We start from the raw sequence: 18,443 nt of genomic DNA on the forward strand, positions 1-18,443 counted from the left end.
TCCATAATATTTTATTACTTTTGTCACCCGATTGCCAATAGGCCAACAAGAAATCCGTGTAAACGGGTTCGCCTCAGGCACATAACCTGTAAATATAAAAACAGATGTACGTTATTGTAGACATTCAAGGACAACAAATGAAGGTTGAAGTAGATCAAAAATTGTTCGTTCACAGAATCAACGCAGAAAATGGCTCTAAAGTAGAGTTCGAAAAAGTATTATTAGTTGACAAAGATGGTGCTGTAACTGTAGGTGCTCCTACCGTAGAAGGCGCTAAAGTGGTAGTAGAAGTAATATCTCAGGCAAAAGGAGACAAAGTGCTTATATTCCACAAGAAAAGAAGGAAAGGACACCGTAAATTGAACGGTCACCGTCAACAATTTTCAGAAGTTGTAGTTAAAGAAATTATTGCTTAATCAGTAAAAACAGAAGAAAATGGCACACAAGAAAGGTGTAGGTAGTTCGAAAAACGGCCGTGAATCGGAAAGTAAACGATTAGGCGTTAAAGCATTCGGCGGAGAAACAGTTAAAGCCGGAAACATTATAGTTCGCCAGAGAGGTACAACACATCACCCTGGTGAAAATGTAGGTATCGGAAAAGATCACACTTTGTTTGCATTGACAGACGGAGTAGTATCATTCCGTAAAAAGAAAAACGATAGATCTTATGTTTCTGTACTTCCTAAGGCAGAAGCTTAAAACATAGTTTAAACGGTATAAAGAGGGCAGGCTGAATATTCAGTCTGCTTTTTTTATTTTGAATACCTTTGAGCAAATGTCCTGAAACGTCTTTCTACTTATAAATAAGTAGTTTTGCCTGCAATTTTCATTATTTCTCGGTATTGCCCCTGTCCGATATATATTGTTTCTTTGCATTGTCAAATTGAAATTAATAACTATAATTTATTTACAATATGTCTAAGATTGGAATATATTACGGTTCCACAACCGGAAACACTCAAGAAGTTGCGGAAGAGATAGCAAAAAAACTGAATGTAGACAAAGCTGATTTACACGATGTATCCAAAGCTGATACAAATTACGCGGCTTATGATGTCCTATTGTTCGGATCACCTACATTAGGTCTTGGAGATTTGCAAGACGACTGGGAATACTATCTCGACAAGGTGAAAGCTGCCGATCTGAACGGGAAGAAAGTCGCCCTTTTCGGATGCGGAGATTCTTCATCATACAGCGACACTTTCGGTGATGCAGTAGGCAAAATATATGATGCGATAAAAAGCAAAGGCTGTAAATTTATCGGGCAGGTAAGTACAGAAGGTTACACATACGACAGTTCGGAAGCTGTAGTTGACGGTCAGTTTGTAGGCCTGCTAATAGACAATGACAACGAATCGAACCTTACTGACCAACGGATCGCGCTCTGGACAGAAGATTTGAAAAAAGTAATTTAAAAATCCGACTGATTTATGCGTGTTTTCTACCATCTCATTTATGAATATAAGAAAGGTGTCCGCGACCTGATGCTCTGCACCCTGACCGCAGATACGGAAGAAAAAGTAATCTGGAAATTGGAGAAAAACGGAATCAGTTATAAAATACAACGGTTAAGAAATGGTAATATAAATGTATTCTTCGGAAAAGATGAATGCCTGAATGTGGCAAACCGGATTTGTGGCGACAAACCATTAAACCTGCTGACTCCGGAAGAGGACTTTATACTTGGCATATTACTCGGATACAGTATCAGTGAACAATGTAACCGGTACTGCAAAAAGAAAAAAGAAAAGGACAAGCACATACTTTGTTTAGCATAACTTTTCTATTGATAGTTTTTTTAGTTGATCTTAGGTCCCCACAGACGAGATGTCAGTGGGGATTTTTTTTATCTTATCCCTAATATTTTATCTATATAGCGGAAACTTGATTTCCGCGTTCTTTTATGTATTGATCGAGCCTCCTCAATCCTCAAGGGGCAGAACTGTTAAATTCTGATTTTAATTTTAGCTGTTACCCTCTTGTCATCCTGAGGGACGAAGGATCTCCTTCGATTTAGGAGATGTTTCACTTCGTTCAACATGACAAAGAGGATATAAGAATCTGCAAGAAAAAAAATTAGCTCCGCTGACCGTTGGTTCTTAATTCTTAATTTTTCATTCTTCATTCTTAATTGCTTTCCCTGTTACCTTTGTTACTTTTTAGTTACGAGTAATGAGTTACATGCTATTGACTATTGACTGTTAACCGAAAAAAGTGTCAACTTTGTCAACTTTTAAGTATTTTTGAAGATCAATAAATACTGATAAAATGACTGATCTATTTAATATACGTAGAGACTTTACCCTAAAAACGCTGGATGAAAGTGAAGTCACACCCGATCCCATTATCATGTTCGAACGGTGGTTCAATGAGGCCGTAACTGCCGAAACCTTAGAACCCAACGCAATGAATCTGGCTACAGCGACCAGTGACGGCAAACCATCTTCCCGCATTGTTCTGCTAAAGCAGATAAAGCCGGAAGGGTTTGTATTCTTCACCAATTACGATAGTAGGAAGGCTGTCCAAATAACGGAGAATAACCATTGCGCCCTTAACTTTGTATGGCATGAACTGGAAAGACAGGTGAGAATTGAAGGTATTGCAAAAAAAATACCGGAAGCAGATTCCGATTCGTATTTCGATGTACGCCCTGCAAAAAGTAAACTCGGAGCATGGGCTTCGCCTCAAAGCCGGATAATACCTGACAGGCAATATCTGGAACAACTCATGGCAGATTTTGAAACCCGTTTCACAGGAAAAGAGATAAGCCGCCCTGAAAACTGGGGAGGATACATCGTTAAGCCAGATCTAATAGAATTTTGGCAGGGACGCAAAAACCGCCTGCACGACAGGATACAATATACATTGGCGGACGGGGGCTGGAAGATCGAGCGCTTAGCTCCGTAAAACATAAAGGAGATAAACACCTGAGTATCTATCTCCTTCCTGCCATGATCACCCCTGCTTATTCCTTTTCCTTATCTTCATAAAGATAAACAACCCGATAGCGAAAACAATGATGAGTGGCCAGATATGAACCAGAATAAGAAATGTGGCACTAATAATGTACCACCCCCCGGCAAATGCATCTAACAGTTTGGAGCCAAAATCCGGAGTGTACTCCTTAATTGCAGTTTTACGGAGTATCTTCTCGGAATACTCTATTTTGTCCTGATACATGCTGATGTTTATGGTGCTGTATGCAATCTGCTCATTAGTCATATATTCGGAGATCACTTTTCTGTCAGCGTCTTCGAGGCTTGTATCCAGGGCATCTTCCGCTGCCATTACATCATCCAGCTTACGCCCGGTTGTACTGATCGCGTTAGATATGCGTTTTTGCCTCTTAGACAAGCGAACTTGAGCCAACTGGTCAGCCATCAGTTTTACTGTAACGTCCTGCGCATCTATCGTCCGGTAATCCACCAGAATGGCCAAAGGTGCTATCTGGCGCAGAACGGAATCGAGCAATGACGCAGGAACTTTCAACTCGATGGTTGCAAGAAGATTACATGAATAGTTGACTATTGCGGAATCCTTTGAAATATTGACAGTTTCCGAATACAGGTTCTCGTTATTGATGGCAGACTTAATAATAAAGCCTCTGTTTTTCAGCGCTATATCCTCTATTGACTGTGTAGCCGGAACGACTTCTCTTACTTTAAATTTTGTAGAGGCTGTACGCACAAACTTATGTACACCATCATCATAGGTTGCAACGGCAGCTGAAGAGGTGATAAAATTAGGAACAATCTGTGGCGGAGTGAATTTGAGTGTAGTAGAAGGAGCTTTCTCTTTCTTCTCCACTTCATATGCTTCGTCGAGAACTTGGTCTGCACTGCTTTTTTCATCTTCTACAGCAGTCATGGACATCTCATAAGATTGTTCTTGCTGAATACTTTTATTACTGTTGCCGCAAGACAGCATGCCAGGAAATCCTATGATAGCGATTATAAAAAGATTAGTTATGCTTTTCATGATATAAATGTTTAAATTCGTGTTTTAGTTAATAGATAACTATAAATGGTTAATTCCATAAACATCTTGATAAATTATTTGTTTTAAACACCGAAAAAGGTAAGATATGCCAGCTATGAAAATAGAGAAAACAAACGCCGTTAGATTACTGGACAAAGAAAAAATAGAGTATAAACTTATTCCTTATGAAGTCGATGAATCAGACCTTAGCGCCGTCCATGTCGCCGAACAGCTAAATGAACCTGTAGAACAATTATTTAAAACATTGGTATTGAAAGGAGATAAATCAGGATATTTTGTCTGTATTATTCCCGGAGCAAAAGAACTGGATTTGAAAACTGCGGCAAAGGTATCCGGTAACAAGAGCTGTGACATGATACCGATGAAAGATCTGCTGAATGTGACAGGATATATAAGGGGTGCGTGTTCGCCTATAGGGATGAAGAAGAAATTTCCGACATATATAGATGTTTCATGTAAAAAATATAATTTTATCTATATAAGTGCAGGAAAAAGAGGTTTACAAATTCAGATAAGACCGGACGATTTGATCCAAGTAGTTGACATAAAGACAGAAAAAAATAGCCGAATGCAATATTGCATAGACAACCAACTGAAATTCAAGCACTCATATTCTCCTAAAAAATAATAATATGTTTAGTGACATGATTTTTTTTAACATCTTTGTTATCCAAAAAGAAGAATATAAAAATAAATACGCATACCTTTGTGTCAGGATCGGATGAAAATTCCCTGGCGGAAAAGTAATGCTAAAATAATTATTATAAGGAAATGGCCAAAATCAAAGGAACAGTCGTAGTTAATGAAGAACGCTGCAAAGGCTGTAATCTATGTGTAGTTTCATGCCCTTGCGATGTTTTGGAGCTTCAGCCCCGAAATGTAAATCAGAAAGGATACCACTATGTTTTTATGAAAAATCCCGAAGCTTGTATCGGTTGTGCCAATTGTGGTTATGTATGTCCCGACGGATGTCTCACCATTTACAAGAAAAAATTTGAATAGTATAACGAATTACTTGTCCGTGCCTATAGGCCTGACTATCCGTAATTCGTTTTTTTAATCAATTAAAAGCTTATGTCAGAAGAAATATTTTTAATGAAAGGCAACGAAGCCATAGCTCATGCTGCAATCAGATATGGTGCTGATGGCTACTTCGGATATCCAATTACTCCCCAATCGGAAATAATGGAAACATTAATGGCCGAGGCTCCTTGGAAAACGACAGGAATGGTTGTCCTTCAGGCTGAAAGTGAAACAGCATCTATCAATATGGTATACGGTGGCGCAGGCTGTGGAAAAGCAGTTATGACATCGTCTTCCAGCCCCGGAATGAGCCTTATGCTCGAAGGGGTTTCATATATCGCCGCAGGCGAACTACCTTGCTTGCTGGTAAACGTAATGCGCGGAGGCCCGGGATTAGGTACCATACAGCCGTCGCAGGCCGATTACTTCCAGGCTGTAAAAGGAGGAGGCCACGGAGACTATAAATTAATCACTCTCGCTCCAAGTTCGGTACAGGAAATGGCCGATTTTGTTACATTGGGTTTCGATCTCGCTTTTAAATATCAAACTCCGGCAATGATACTTACCGACGGTGTTATCGGTCAGATGATGGAAAAAGTCAAACTCCCTGCATACACCCGCAGAAGAACTGATGCCGAAATCAGAGAGCAATGCCCATGGGCGACATTGGGCAGGCTACCCGGAAAAAAGCCTACGATAATAACCACTCTCGAACTGGATTCAAATAAAATGGAGGTGAATAATCTCCGCCTTCAGGCAAAGTACAGGAAAATTGAAAAAGAATTATGCCTGCATCAGGAAATCAACTGTGAAGATGCCGACTATATATTGGTGGCTTTCGGTTCCGCAGCACGTATATGCCAGAAAGCAATGGATCTGGCACGTGCACAAGGCATAAAAGTGGGACTTATCCGTCCTATCACACTTTGGCCGTTCCCTTCAAAAGAAATAGACAAATACGCATCCAAAATAAAAGGAATACTTACAGTAGAAATGAATGCCGGCCAAATGGTGGAAGATGTTCGTCTGGCTGTAAGCGGAAAAGTAAAAGTAGAACATTACGGACGTCTGGGAGGTATAGTACCTACTCCAAGCGAAGTGGTAGATGCTCTGCAACGTAAATTTGACTGCTAAAAACAGTATTTTCAAATTCAAATTTTAAGATTATGAGTACAAACATTATAGATCCGGCTAATCTCGTGTATGCAAAACCTGCATTAATGAACGATACCGAGATGCATTATTGCCCCGGTTGCTCACATGGGGTTGTACATAAATTGATAGCCGAAGTGGTGGAAGAAATGGGAATTATGGATAAAACCATCGCTATCGCGCCTGTCGGTTGTGCTGTTTTCGCATACAATTATCTGGATGTAGACTGGCAGGAAGCAGCTCACGGACGTGCTCCGGCAGTGGCTACCGCCGTCAAACGTCTTAATCCTGAGAAAATGGTATTCACTTACCAAGGAGACGGAGACCTTGCTGCTATCGGTACAGCAGAAACGATACATGCTGCAAACAGAGGTGAGAACATTGCCATTATCTTTATTAACAATGGTATATACGGTATGACAGGAGGACAGATGGCTCCGACTACTCTTCTGGATATGAAAACTGCCACAACGCCCAACGGACGGGATGTTTATGAAAATGGCTACCCCCTCAAAATAACGGATTTGCTGGCACAATTACCAGGCGTATGTCTTGCAACCCGTCAGAGTGTGCATACAGCAGCAACCGTAAAAAAGGCAAAGCGTATGATTAGGAAAGCGTTTGAAAACTCTATGGAGAATAAAGGTACATCCATCGTTGAGATAGTATCAACTTGTAGTTCCGGCTGGAAAATGACGCCTCAGGCATCAAATGATTGGATGGTGGAGAATATGTTCCCTGTTTACCCTATGGGAGACTTAAAAAATATCTAAAAGAGAAGGCATGACACAAGAAGTAATAATAGCAGGTTTTGGAGGGCAGGGTGTGCTGTCGATGGGTAAGATACTGGCTTATTCGGGGCTGATGGAAGATAAGGAAGTTTCATGGTTTCCATCATATGGTCCGGAACAACGCGGTGGTACTGCTAACGTAACAGTTATACTAAGCGATAATGCTATCAGTTCGCCTATTGTAAACGAGTATGATATAGCAATTATACTTAACCAGCCTTCACTCGATAAGTTTGAACCTCACTTAAAACCGGGAGGAATATTAATATATGACCCTAGTGGATTCCAGCATCCGCCAACAAGGAAGGACATATATATATACAAAATAGAAGCCATAGATACAGCCACATTAATGCAAAATACTAAGGCTTTTAATATGATCGTATTGGGTGGCCTCCTCAAGGTATCACCGATGGTGCAGCTTGATAATGTAATGCTGGGGCTGAAAAAATCGCTACCTGAACGTCATCACAAGTTACTACCGATGAATGAACAAGCTATTCTGAAAGGAATGGAGATAATACAGGAGGTGCAGAAGCCTAGCTAAACAGTACGATATATAATCCCCTGAGGTGATTCCAAGGGGATTTTTTCCTTTCTCATATAAAAGGAAAAAGCCTCATAGATTCTCTACAAGGCTTCTTATATAATACTGATTCTTTTTATCTTCTTCTTTCCGCAGCATAGAATTTAGACTGGATATAATCCAGTTCATTCTCTATACGCTTACGTTCATTTATCAGGTCTTTCATTTCTGGGAAGTGAGCAGACAGTTGTCTCATTCCCACCTGATATATACAACCTCGATACCATCTGTTACGGATAATATCAAACATAGAAGCATTCGTCAAAACAGGAGTTACATTAGCTACTCCTACCGGCGATACCGCTCTTGCCAGATATACACTCACATCATCGAAGCGAACCCAGAACAATGGAAAATATTTACCCTTTTCGAATAATACCGGACAAATATGCGTCACTCGCACATCCCCTTTGGATGTCTTGGCATCGAAATACCATCTCTCCTTTACCAGATAGTGAGTTATCTTATCGGATGGGATATCTTCCCTTTTCACATTAAGAGTTCTATCACTAGCTTCTGTAAAAGGAATAGCCGCTTCCTCCAGGGTTTCTTTTCCGGTAAGCCTGGCACCCAACTCCGGTTGGGCTTCGTATTTATATCCGTTTATTGTATTTGTACTCAAAAGGTTTACCAATAACGAGAACAGGTTGGTTCTCTGTTCTGTAGATGCCTGAGGATAAAAGAATGTCTCATTACCTTCCACATCACTAATCTGTCGGTAAATCTCACGCGACCAGATCGAAGAAGTATAATCATTCATTGAATTTTCCATCACGGATAACTCTCTTGTAGAAATATCCGTAGCCATATCTTCCGAAGTTGAAGTAACAACTGATACTTCATCTAAGATTCTAGGTCTGTTATTTGCGTAGTTTTGTGCGAAAAGCGAACTTGTAATCAGTAATCCGCCCATCATAAATGAAATGATAGATTTCATAATATGCTATTTTTGTGTTAATTAATTAATCGTTACTTGCATTGGATTCGTTTCCTGTTCTACTCCATCAGGACCTTTTACCTTAATGTCGCCTATGAAGAAACGCGTTCCTCTACTCATCTTCCTTATTTGTTCTATCTGACGTTGAGAAAAATTAGCACCATTTGATAATTCCGGTGTAGTATTTCCCATGGCATCAAACGAATATGTTCTAAAACTTAATACCGTAAATTGAATATCAAGAATACCATCATCTATTGAAGCCTTAATTCCCGGCGAATTTAGTATCAAAGCCCTGGATAAAGCACCCTTCCTGAATTTCCGTTGGTTACCATTAGCATCTTTATAATCAATATATGCCAATGCCGGAGGCAATGGGCGTATTCTGAACTCTTTTCTTGCCACAGTTTGAGTCGCTCCATTCACTCTCGCAGACACGGCAATTACAAATTTTTGCCCTATTTTGGATGGAGAAGGTGAAGCTACCCAGATTCCATTGCCCGAAGCACTCAATGTTCCACCATCTACAGCAGTTGCTGAGACTTCGCTAATTGGAACACCGGGAACTGATATACTAATCTGATTGGGAATACCCGAATAAAGTACATCCATCAGTAAAGGAGCAATTGTAGCCATCGGTTCCATAACTGTATATTCCTGAGTGAACTCCCGCTTCAATGGGAATCCGCTCCGGTCCAGCATCTCTATAAAACCATTGAAAGTCTGCTTTCCTGTACCTGTAGCGGCAAATTCATATAAACCTTTTTTATCTTCCGGCAACTCTTTGCCATTGACAACTATACGCGGACGCTGTGTTGTATCGACCGCGGCCATAATAATCTGTGCCGAATATGTTGTTCCACGCATTACCATGCTGGATTGAGGAACAACAAAAGCACTCAATTGATTGACCCTCATATCTTTTACGTCAATATCCTGAATCAAACTATTCAGCACTTCCCCTTCCGCCTGCTTCACATTCACCTGCAACTCCGATAAAAAAGTTATAGCGGCAATGCTTGGCATTCTGTCGAAAGAAGCCTGTAACCAGTTCTTTCCGTCTTTTTTCGCACGTTCGTTCGGCTGAGTAGACAAAGTCTTATTAACCACATCCTTCTTTGTTTTATCAGATATCAGGGTTAATATGCTTTCTCTGTATTCATCCAATGCTTTTTTCAGTTTATTTCCCTGTCCGCCGACGGGAGAAATCATTACTTCGGATGAAGCATTAAGATTGTCTTTCGATTTCAGATTATCAATATCGGCATCCGCTCCATCACTTTTTTTTGCAATCTCTTGTTTCAGGTATTGTATATAGTTGAAGAGCGAATCAGTTTTGCGCCTTACATCCTGCGATGTATCATACCCCTTGCGGGTTTTTTCAGGATTTGTAGCATATGCCTCGTCTATATCTGAATATATTTGTTTATTCCGTGCAGCTGTAACCGCTATATTTTCCTGAAGATTATCATTTACCAATACAAATCCATCGAGAACTTCTGTCGATACATTTAAAGCGAGCATAGCAATAAAAACCAGATACATCAGATTTATCATCTTCTGCCGCGTCATTTGCCCTCTACTTAATGCCATCAGTTATCTTCTTTTTAATTTTCAAATCAAGTCTAACGATCTCCACTTAAAAATTAGTTGGGTTCATATTGTTGTTATTTGTTGTCATCGCCTGTAATAAACGGGCATAAACATTATTCAATGCTTCTATATGCCTAGTCATTTTTGCAGATTCTTCCCTGAACATATAACTATCCCCGATAGCTCCGTCATATAAACCTTTCATCCGGATTAAGCTATCGTTTATATATCTGATGGCCGACATTTGCTCTGTTATCGTCTGTAGCTGGGTATTGAATACATCATTCAGTCCACTTACATTCTGATTCAATGTCGCCAGGTTGTCCACAAAACCTTGAGTTTCGGTAACGTGCCTATAAGCACCCAGCAGCTTCTGGGATGCTTCATTCAACGATTGTATAGTTGTAGAAAATTCTTCCAAATTTTGCGCGGTATCATTTAAGCTTTGTGCATACTCAGGAGCAATACTTCTTCCCGAAGAATTATCTCCGCCTGCATTTCCCGAAGCAGGCACACCTGAAAAGCCTCCACCCGAGACATTTCCCCCTCCTGAAGCACCGGATGAATATACTCCAGCCGATACTGTCTGGCTCACATTACCACCTTCTGTATTTCCGGCAGAAGATACACCAGAGCCAGAAGAAACTCTACCGGAGACGTTTCCTCCCCCACCTGCAATAACGACTACAGGGCCAGAACTTTCCGCTTTGCCTTTAACCGAATCTGTTCTTACCGCTGCTGCAGTTTGGGGTGCAACAACTGTGCCGCCAGTCACACTACTACCTATAACCACTCCAGCATTAGCAACTGTTTCAGTAGCGGGAGTCGGGGAAATATAATCGAATGCAGAAATAAAGAATACAACTGCTTCCGTAATCATTCCCGCCATTAGTATATAATCGGCATAAGGAAGATGAATAATCTTAAACATGGCTCCAATAATAACTACCGCAGCCCCCCAGCTATATAAATAGTTGAATACTATCTGACCCCTTCTGCTGGATATGAAATGTTTAATATTTTCTTTCTTCGTCATTTTGCTAAACTATAAGTGATGTTATATAAGTATAAACTTATATTTAACGGATTTATTATCTAAATCTTCCTTTTTCGTCCACACCCCACGATCTCACACATCTGAAACCGATGAATGAACGGCCTTTGTCCTGAAACTCAACTGACCTGTCTCCCGAACGCACTGTCGCATCTTTCCACGAACCACCTTTCACTATTTTACGTTTAAGGATAGCAGGGTCAGCTAATACTGCTCTGTAACTAAAGTCAGGATTAGCCTCATCGGCCATACGGTCTACCGACTCCGTAAATGTTGTGGTAGTCCACTCTGCCACATTTCCGGCCATATCATACAAACCGAAACGGTTAGGCAGGAATGTTGCCACAGGAGATACCAAATCTTTTAAATCTTTAGATGCCCTGAAATTAGCATGAGCCAGACCATCTGTAGTGTGTGTTTGATCCGAATACCATGGATATTCCAGTTCGGAACGTCCGTTTCTGGCGGCAAACTCCCATTCTGCTTCAGTAGGTAACCGATAACCTTCAAAACCGGCCTGAGTACATTTACCTTCTGCGATATAACGGTCTGTACGCCATGCACAGTAAGCATCGGCAGCTTCCCATGATACGCCAACCACAGGGAAATTATCGTAGGCTTTCGTTGTAAAGTAACTTTCTACATAACGCTCGCTTTTTGCATTGGCGAAGTCTGTCATCCAGCTCATTACATCAGGATATATATTTACTATATAAGTATTCGTAAAATCGATCCGGTCACCGTGAGACATTCTTGATAATGTTTCGCGAACAATATCTCCTCTCGAATTTACATATGCTGTATCTTTCGTAATAGCAATAGCTGTAGCTTCACCTGCACGCATTTTGCCTAAGAATGCATAATAACTCTTAGAGTCGAACCAATCATATTTATAATTCATTGCTGACACAATCAATCCGCCTTTGTCCGCGCCAAAAGGATTTCCTCCCACAACACTGTTTATGGCGGCCGACTCTCTGCTTGTCGGATTCTTCCATGGTATTGGCTTAACCCAGTTTAATCGTTGCCCTACAGAAGTGAAAGAATTATCACTTGGCCTAATCAACACTTTAAATGTAGGATCTCCAGCATAAGCCGGGTCTGCTAAACGTTCTCTGATAATGGAATCACGTACCCAATAAACGAATTCACGATATTGTTTATTTGTCACTTCCGTTTCATCCATCCAGAAAGGACTTACAGCAACCAGTTTACGTGGAACAGAATCACCCCAAAGCGGGTCTACACCTGTCCCCATCTCTATATTACCTCCGGGCACAAGTACCATTTTATCGCAGCCTCGTGCTATATTATATGGCATAACCAAACGTGTTTCAATAGCAGGATCAATATATTTCGGTTCTCCGAACTTATATGTCACCCCCATTGTAGCCTGCGCAATACCATTATTACTCAAATCGCCTTGTTGTCCGTCAAATTTATCGCTTACAATAATACCTCTGCCTTCGGCAAAGATTTGGAATTTCCGGGTTAAATTAAAACCTAAGTTCAAACCTAAGCTACCGCCGAAGAACGTATTATTGAGTGTACCCATATGCGCAAAACGTTGATACCAACCCACACCGGCAATAGGAGACACTTCAAATTTACGATTTGGCTGATATCCCCTTAACAGGTTCAACAAATTTAGAGACACATCTCCGGTAGCGCTTATATAACGCATATGCTGCATATAGTAACTCTGATTTTCAGCACCAAACTTACCACCTCTCGCCGGATGATATACAGGCACTCCCGTAGCATCTACAGCACTATATTCATAGTCCACACCTTCTACCCATCCCATATAATCCCATTGCGGATCTTTAGAAAGGCGCATAAAATCCTCACCATTAGCCCCATCTTTCCACCAACGGGTGTAAGTCCCGTTCCAGCCATCGTTGAAACCATGCAGGCTACCGCCCGATAGCTGCAGACGAAGGGTTATTATGTTACTCATCCGCCGCCCGATTGTCAATGTGGGCGCGAAAGTTACTCTTTTATCAAGGCTTATACGGTTGCCAGGCACTCCATTATCGTCCTCTCCGAAATAAACCTGTCCTCCGGCTCCTATGGAAATAAACCAAACAGGCTCTTTCTGTAAATATTCATTCCGCGTTGGCACGGAATATTGCTCTGATTGATTTGTCTGAGCAAAGGATACTATTGATACACAGAGCAATAGCAGTGAAGTTAGTAAAGTTTTTCTGTTCATATGTTTTGTATCAGTTATAATAACTATATATCAGGTTTGGCAAAGATAATACATATTTTTTAATTTAGAATTCTTTTATATATTAAATTGCGATTCTTTATATTTAATAAACATGTAGCTATAAGGCTTTTAACAAAGAAGAGAGCCAATCATCATGACTGGCTCTCCAAATGTTATTATATATCAATAATTAACAATCATTAATTTTGAAGCTCTGAAGCTTCGTCAAATTTATCAAATGTTGCAGCAGCAAGACGCTGATAGCCTTTGTAACGCCACATCGCATTATCCTGAGCAGCTTTATACAGATCTGATGCTTCTGTCGGATTAGACTTCTGAAGAGAAGTGTAACGAACCTCACTGCCAAGGTACTCTTGGAATTTAGACCAATCCGGCTCTTTACTATCCATCGTAAACGGATTCTTTCCTTCTTCCTCCAACATCGGATTGTAGCGCCACAGGTGCCAGTATCCGCAAGCTACAGCTGCTTTCTCTTCATCCTGAGCATGCCCCATACCCTTACGTAATCCGTGGCTGATACATGGTGAATACGCGATAACCAATGATGGGCCTTTATATTCTTCAGCTTCTTTAATTGCTTTCAGGCATTGTCCCTGATTAGCACCCATCGCCACCTGAGCAACATATACATATCCATAGGTAGCCGCAATCATTCCGAGGTCTTTCTTACGGATCTTCTTACCTGCGGCAGCAAATTTAGCTACAGCAGCTACCGGGGTAGATTTAGAAGACTGACCTCCTGTATTAGAGTAAACTTCTGTATCGAGTACAAGAATATTTACATCTTCACCAGAAGCAATCACATGGTCCAGACCACCGAAACCTATATCGTAAGCCCAACCGTCACCTCCAAAGATCCAGATAGAACGTTTGATAATATATTGTTTCAAAGAATAAATTTCCTTACAATACTCGCAGTTATCTTTCTCTACTTCAAGCAATGGCATTATCTGAGCATGAAGTTCTTTTGTCTTTTCAGCTTCATTCTTATTTTCTATCCATTCTTTATACAGGGCTTTCAGTTCCGGCGAGCATTTATCGCAGTCCTGGGCCTGAGTCATCAATTTCTGGATACGGTCACGCATTGTGATGTTTGCCAAAGCATATCCCAGACCAAACTCAGCATTATCTTCAAACAAAGAGTTAGCCCATGCCGGACCTTTACCTTCTTCATTCTTACGATAAGGAGTTGAAGGGGCCGAACCACCATAGATTGAAGTACAGCCTGTAGCATTGGCAATCAACATACGGTCCCCAAACAATTGGGTAACAAGTTTGATATACGGAGTTTCACCACAACCGGAACATGCACCTGAGAACTCGAATAATGGAGTTGCAAACTGAGAGTTTTTCACATTCAGTTTAGTATCCACAAGGTGAGCCTTGCTGGTTACATTCTTTATCATGAAATCCCAGTTATTCTGTTCAGGGAACTGAGTACCGATCTCTACCATCTTAAGGGCTGAGTTACCTTTTTTGCCCGGGCAGATATCAGCACAGTTTCCGCAACCAAGACAGTCTAGCACGTCTACCTGGATACGGAATCCCATTCCATCAAATTGCTTGCCTTGAGCCTTAAGCAATTCCACTCCTTCCGGAACTTTAGACTGCTCTGTAGCATCAAGTACGAACGGACGGATAGTAGCATGAGGACATACATAAGCACACTGGTTACACTGTATACAATTTTCAGCCTCCCACACAGGGACGAAAGCTGCCACGCCGCGTTTCTCATACTCAGTTGTACCATGATCCCATGTACCGTCTTCACGGCCTACAAATACAGATACCGGAAGATCGTAACCACGTTGGGCATTAACAGGACGCACCACTTTTTTGATAAATTCAGGAGCATCATCCTCTACCGGTTTACCGACTACGATATTAGCCCATTCTGCAGGGACTTCTACCTTTTCTACTTCAACACCTCGATCTACCGCTGCATAATTCTTCTTAATTACGTCTTCCCCTTTACGGCCGTATGATTTAACGATGAATTTCTTCATCTGCTCTACAGCCAGATCGTAAGGAATCACATTTGAAATTTTGAAGAATGCAGATTGAAGGATTGTATTTGTACGGCCTCCAAGACCAATTTCCGTAGCAATCTTGGTTGCATTGATTATATAGAAATTGATATTGTTTACTGCAAGATATTTCTTCACATTGTCAGGAAGATAATTTCCTACATCTTCTTTATCCCATACAGAGTTGAGAAGGAATGTACCGTTTTTCTTCAAGCCTTTGGTTACATCATAAAGGTGAAGATAAGCCGGAACGTGACATGCTACGAAATTTGGTGTGTTTACCAAATATGTAGAACGGATAGGATTGTCACCAAAACGAAGGTGGGAAGCTGTAAAACCTCCCGACTTCTTAGAGTCGTAGGCAAAATATGCCTGACAATATTTATCCGTATTATCACCAATAATTTTCACAGTATTTTTATTCGCACCAACTGTACCATCAGAACCTAATCCGTAGAATTTCGCTTCGTATGCAGATTCATCTACCGAAACTTCTTCTTTCAACGGAAGAGATTTGAATGTCACGTCGTCCACAATACCTATTGTGAAATCGTTCTTCGGCATAGCCATTGCCAGATTTTCATAAACTGACATTATCTGAGCCGGAGTAGTATCTTTGGATGAAAGACCATAAATACCACCAACGATAGTAGGAGTTTCTTCTTTTCCATAGAAACAGTCTCTTACATCCATATATAATGGCTGCCCGAGAGAACCCGGTTCTTTTGTACGGTCAAGTACAGCGATTCTCTTAGCTGTTTTTGGTATAGCAGCCATAAATGCTTCAGCCTTGAACGGACGATATAAGTGAACTGCAACAAGACCTACCTTCTCACCTTTAGCATTCAGGAAGTCTACAGTCTCTTTGATAGCTTCTGTTACTGAACCCATTGCTATAATTACACGGTCTGCATCCTCCGCTCCGTAATAATCGAACAAGCCGTATTTGCGGCCTGTAATCTTGGTTATTTCAGCAAGATATTTTTCTACTATCTCAGGTACCGCATCATAAAATTTATTTGCAGCTTCACGGGATTGGAAATAAATATCATCGTTCTGAGCCGTACCACGTGTTACAGGGTTTTCAGGATTCAATGCTCTTTCGCGGAATTTTTTCAATGCTTTTTGATCGATCAAAGGAATAAGATCGTTCTGATCCATTTCTTCTACTTTCTGTATTTCGTGAGAAGTACGGAAGCCATCGAAGATATTCATAAATGGAATGCGAGCCTCAAGCGTTGCTAAATGAGGAACTGCCGAAAGATCCATTACTTCTTGCACCGAACCGGAGAAGAACATCGCAAAACCAGTCTGGCGCGCAGCCATAACGTCCTGATGGTCTCCGAAGATAGAAAGAGCCTGAGCAGCCAGCGCACGTGCCGAAATATGGAATACGCTCGGAAGAAGTTCTCCTGCAATCTTATACATATTAGGAATCATCAACAACAAACCTTGTGAGGCTGTATATGTGGTCGTCAGAGCACCTGCCTGTAATGATCCATGCAAAGCACCTGCAGCACCTGCTTCAGATTGCATCTCCTGTACTTTTAGTATTTCGCCGAATATGTTTTTGCGTCCGGCTGCCGCCCATTCATCAACATACTCTGCCATTGTCGATGATGGTGTGATAGGATAAATCGAAGCTACTTCGCTGAACATATATGAAATATGCGCGGCCGCCTGATTACCATCACATGTAAGGAATTTTTTTTGTTTAGCCATACCTTTTTGTAATAGTTGATTATCTTATTTAGTTTACTTTATGATTCATGGATTTGATTTATATAAACCTATACTAGATCAAATCCTTTTCTTTATTCAATATAAAAAGCCAAAGAGCCAAAGAGGAATTATATTTTTGTCGCCTGTATCGAGATTACCTACAGCATAGAACATATCTGACTTATTCTTACCTCTGCTTTTCTGTCCTTCTATCTTAAATTTATACATTTTCCCTTCACTTTCTACAACGAACATTCCACTTTTCACCCCTTTCTTGAGTTTGCTGTCGCTGTGGTGTATCTGATTGTAGAAAAAGGTTTCCCGCAAAGCCTGATCCTCTATCTGGGACATCTTCAACGGAAATATAAGATTGGTATTGTGCATATATACCAAATCCGGTTTTTTAGGAAATTCTTCTCCTTCTCTATATAACATATTTATGAGGCGTGCACTTCGCAGATATTCCATATAGTTGGTAACTGTCGCCCTTGATATTTCGCAATCGATACTCAACTGACTTATATTCGGCTTACCCGGCGCGGATTGCGCCAATAAGTACAATAGTTTTCTCAATTTGGGAAGATAGCTTAACTCTATCTGCTTAATTGACAACACATCTACTTCGAGCATCATATTTACCGTTTTCAGCAGGTTCTCAGAAAAATTTCTCTTCTCAAGATAGAACGGATAATAGCCGTGATGCATATAAGACCAGAAATTATCAAGCGGCCTTATCCGGGTACAGATTTCTTCCGCTATCCTTTCGTGATCTGTAAGAATCTCATCCAGAGTGTATGCTGAAAAATCTTTTTCGAACTGGATATTAAGAAACTCCCTATAGGAAAAACCTCTCAGGTTATATACATCCACAATAGGCGAAAGACCTTCGTCTTCATGAAGTTTCATTACGGTAGAACCGGTAAATACGATCTTCAATTGCGGATAAAGCTCGTAGCATTCTTTTAGTTCCCTTGCCCAGTCAGGGTATTTATAGACCTGATCCAGCAACAATGTTTTACCTCCACGCTCTACAAATTCTCGCGCAAAACTAGTTATAGACCTGATAGTAAAATAAAACTGGTTGAGATTTATATAGAGGCAATCCCTCCTGTTTATGTCGAAAAACTCTTTTGCGTATTGGAGTAAAAATGTAGTTTTTCCAACCCCTCTGGTACCTTTTATCCCGATTAACCGCTGAGACCAGTCAATCTGCTTCATCAACAATCTTGGAATAACACTGTCAAGGTGTTCTACTAAATATCTATGTGTACGAAAGAATGATTCCACTCTGTAATCTTAATAATCTAAATTAAAATCTGACGA

17 protein-coding genes are annotated in these 18,443 nt (G+C 40.7%); 10 read left to right on the forward strand and 7 right to left on the reverse strand.

Going from position 1 to position 18,443, the window contains the following annotated elements:
• Positions 1–104 precede the first annotated feature (104 nt).
• The 5 genes from rplU (at position 105) to pdxH (ending at position 2,907) form a co-directional block, all read left to right on the forward strand.
• Positions 105–416, forward strand: coding sequence for a 50S ribosomal protein L21 (gene rplU, locus ACFO6W_RS09255; protein ID WP_379995609.1), 312 nt, complete (start codon positions 105–107; stop codon positions 414–416).
• Between the two features lie 19 nt (positions 417–435).
• Entirely contained in the window at positions 436–699 is a 264-nt protein-coding gene (rpmA, locus tag ACFO6W_RS09260; protein WP_379995611.1) for a 50S ribosomal protein L27, read from the forward strand.
• A gap of 215 nt (positions 700–914) precedes the next feature.
• Complete coding sequence (locus ACFO6W_RS09265) at positions 915–1,415, forward strand: flavodoxin (RefSeq protein WP_379995613.1); 501 nt, start codon at positions 915–917, stop codon at positions 1,413–1,415.
• Positions 1,416–1,430: 15 nt separating this feature from the next.
• Positions 1,431–1,778 (forward strand): DUF2023 family protein, encoded by a 348-nt coding sequence (locus ACFO6W_RS09270; RefSeq protein ID WP_379995615.1) that lies wholly within the window; start codon positions 1,431–1,433, stop codon positions 1,776–1,778.
• Between the two features lie 490 nt (positions 1,779–2,268).
• The gene (pdxH, locus tag ACFO6W_RS09275; RefSeq protein WP_379995617.1) at positions 2,269–2,907 is read left to right on the forward strand and encodes a pyridoxamine 5'-phosphate oxidase; all 639 of its coding nucleotides are present in this window, start codon (positions 2,269–2,271) and stop codon (positions 2,905–2,907) included.
• Between the two features lie 48 nt (positions 2,908–2,955).
• On the opposite strand, the gene ACFO6W_RS09280 is transcribed toward pdxH, so the two are convergent.
• Positions 2,956–3,978 carry a DUF4349 domain-containing protein gene (locus ACFO6W_RS09280; protein ID WP_379995619.1) on the reverse strand — a complete coding sequence of 341 codons (1,023 nt, stop codon included), beginning with the start codon at positions 3,976–3,978 and terminating at the stop codon, positions 2,956–2,958.
• A gap of 115 nt (positions 3,979–4,093) precedes the next feature.
• Between ACFO6W_RS09280 and ybaK the strand changes: the two genes are divergently transcribed.
• The 5 genes from ybaK (at position 4,094) to ACFO6W_RS09305 (ending at position 7,512) form a co-directional block, all read left to right on the forward strand.
• Positions 4,094–4,627 carry a Cys-tRNA(Pro) deacylase gene (gene ybaK / locus ACFO6W_RS09285; RefSeq protein ID WP_379995621.1) on the forward strand — a complete coding sequence of 178 codons (534 nt, stop codon included), beginning with the start codon at positions 4,094–4,096 and terminating at the stop codon, positions 4,625–4,627.
• Between the two features lie 143 nt (positions 4,628–4,770).
• A complete protein-coding gene (locus ACFO6W_RS09290; protein ID WP_006798521.1) occupies positions 4,771–5,001 on the forward strand; it encodes a 4Fe-4S binding protein in 231 nt (76 codons plus the stop codon).
• A 72-nt stretch (positions 5,002–5,073) separates the two neighbouring features.
• Entirely contained in the window at positions 5,074–6,156 is a 1,083-nt protein-coding gene (locus tag ACFO6W_RS09295) for a 3-methyl-2-oxobutanoate dehydrogenase subunit VorB (RefSeq protein ID WP_006798522.1), read from the forward strand.
• Between the two features lie 32 nt (positions 6,157–6,188).
• The gene (locus ACFO6W_RS09300; protein WP_291108218.1) at positions 6,189–6,947 is read left to right on the forward strand and encodes a thiamine pyrophosphate-dependent enzyme; all 759 of its coding nucleotides are present in this window, start codon (positions 6,189–6,191) and stop codon (positions 6,945–6,947) included.
• 10 nt (positions 6,948–6,957) lie between these two features.
• Positions 6,958–7,512: a 2-oxoacid:acceptor oxidoreductase family protein gene (locus ACFO6W_RS09305; RefSeq protein ID WP_379995624.1), complete on the forward strand. Its 555-nt coding sequence runs from the start codon at positions 6,958–6,960 to the stop codon at positions 7,510–7,512.
• Positions 7,513–7,627: 115 nt separating this feature from the next.
• On the opposite strand, the gene ACFO6W_RS09310 is transcribed toward ACFO6W_RS09305, so the two are convergent.
• The 6 genes from ACFO6W_RS09310 to ACFO6W_RS09335 all read right to left on the reverse strand — a co-directional run bounded on the left by ACFO6W_RS09310 (position 7,628) and on the right by ACFO6W_RS09335 (position 18,407).
• A complete protein-coding gene (locus tag ACFO6W_RS09310; protein ID WP_379995626.1) occupies positions 7,628–8,488 on the reverse strand; it encodes a gliding motility protein GldN in 861 nt (286 codons plus the stop codon).
• A 21-nt stretch (positions 8,489–8,509) separates the two neighbouring features.
• Positions 8,510–10,081 (reverse strand): type IX secretion system motor protein PorM/GldM, encoded by a 1,572-nt coding sequence (gene porM / locus ACFO6W_RS09315; RefSeq protein WP_379995628.1) that lies wholly within the window; start codon positions 10,079–10,081, stop codon positions 8,510–8,512.
• Between the two features lie 46 nt (positions 10,082–10,127).
• Positions 10,128–11,117 carry a type IX secretion system motor protein PorL/GldL gene (gene porL, locus ACFO6W_RS09320; RefSeq protein WP_379995630.1) on the reverse strand — a complete coding sequence of 330 codons (990 nt, stop codon included), beginning with the start codon at positions 11,115–11,117 and terminating at the stop codon, positions 10,128–10,130.
• Positions 11,118–11,172: 55 nt separating this feature from the next.
• Complete coding sequence (gene porK / locus ACFO6W_RS09325; protein WP_379995633.1) at positions 11,173–13,350, reverse strand: T9SS ring complex lipoprotein PorK/GldK; 2,178 nt, start codon at positions 13,348–13,350, stop codon at positions 11,173–11,175.
• 200 nt (positions 13,351–13,550) lie between these two features.
• Positions 13,551–17,120, reverse strand: a complete 3,570-nt coding sequence (gene nifJ / locus ACFO6W_RS09330; RefSeq protein ID WP_379995635.1) for a pyruvate:ferredoxin (flavodoxin) oxidoreductase — start codon at positions 17,118–17,120, stop codon at positions 13,551–13,553.
• Positions 17,121–17,216: 96 nt separating this feature from the next.
• Positions 17,217–18,407: an ATP-binding protein gene (locus ACFO6W_RS09335; RefSeq protein WP_379995637.1), complete on the reverse strand. Its 1,191-nt coding sequence runs from the start codon at positions 18,405–18,407 to the stop codon at positions 17,217–17,219.
• Between the last annotated feature and the right edge of the window lie 36 nt (positions 18,408–18,443).

The sequence above is a fragment of the Dysgonomonas termitidis genome, assembly GCF_042654545.1.
Lineage (GTDB): Bacteria > Bacteroidota > Bacteroidia > Bacteroidales > Dysgonomonadaceae > Dysgonomonas > Dysgonomonas termitidis.